At 53.2% G+C, this 485-nt stretch carries 1 protein-coding gene; it reads right to left on the reverse strand.

All coding sequences use genetic code 11. From position 1 onward, the window contains the following. Nucleotides 1–485: hypothetical protein (locus LC438_RS19010; RefSeq protein WP_223587510.1), on the reverse strand; the 485-nt coding region annotated here is incomplete at both ends.

The following is a 485-nucleotide window of genomic DNA, read 5'->3' on the forward strand; positions in this document are numbered from 1 at the left end:
TGCTGGTACTGAGCGGGCCCCTTTTTCCTTCCTCTCTCTTCTCTCTCCCCCTCCTTCTTCCCCCCCTCCCTTTTCTCTTCTTCCTCCCCCTTCTCCTTCTTCCCTTTCTCCTCTCCTTTCCCTCCCCCCCCCTCCTTTCCCTTCTTCCTCTTCTCCTTCCTCTTCTCCCCCCTCCCCCCCCCTTTCTCCTTTTTTTCTTCCCCCTTTCCCTTCCCTCCTCCCCTTTCCCCTTCCTTTCTCTCTCTCCCTTTCTCTTCTTCTCTCTCTTTCCTCCTTCCTCTCCTTCTTCTCTTTTCTCTCCTTTTCTTTCCCCTCTCTCCTTCTTTTCCTTCTCCCTTCTCTTCTTTTTCTTTTCCTTCCCTTTTCCTTTCTCCCTTCTCTTTCCTCTTCTCCCTTCCCCCTTCTCTCCCCCTCTTCCTTCTCTCTCTCCTCTCCTCCTCCTTCCTTCTTCCTTTCTCTTCTCCCCCTCTTCCTCTTCCTCCCCC

Source organism: Microbacterium sp. OVT16B (assembly GCF_019969705.1).
GTDB lineage: Bacteria > Actinomycetota > Actinomycetes > Actinomycetales > Microbacteriaceae > Microbacterium > Microbacterium natoriense.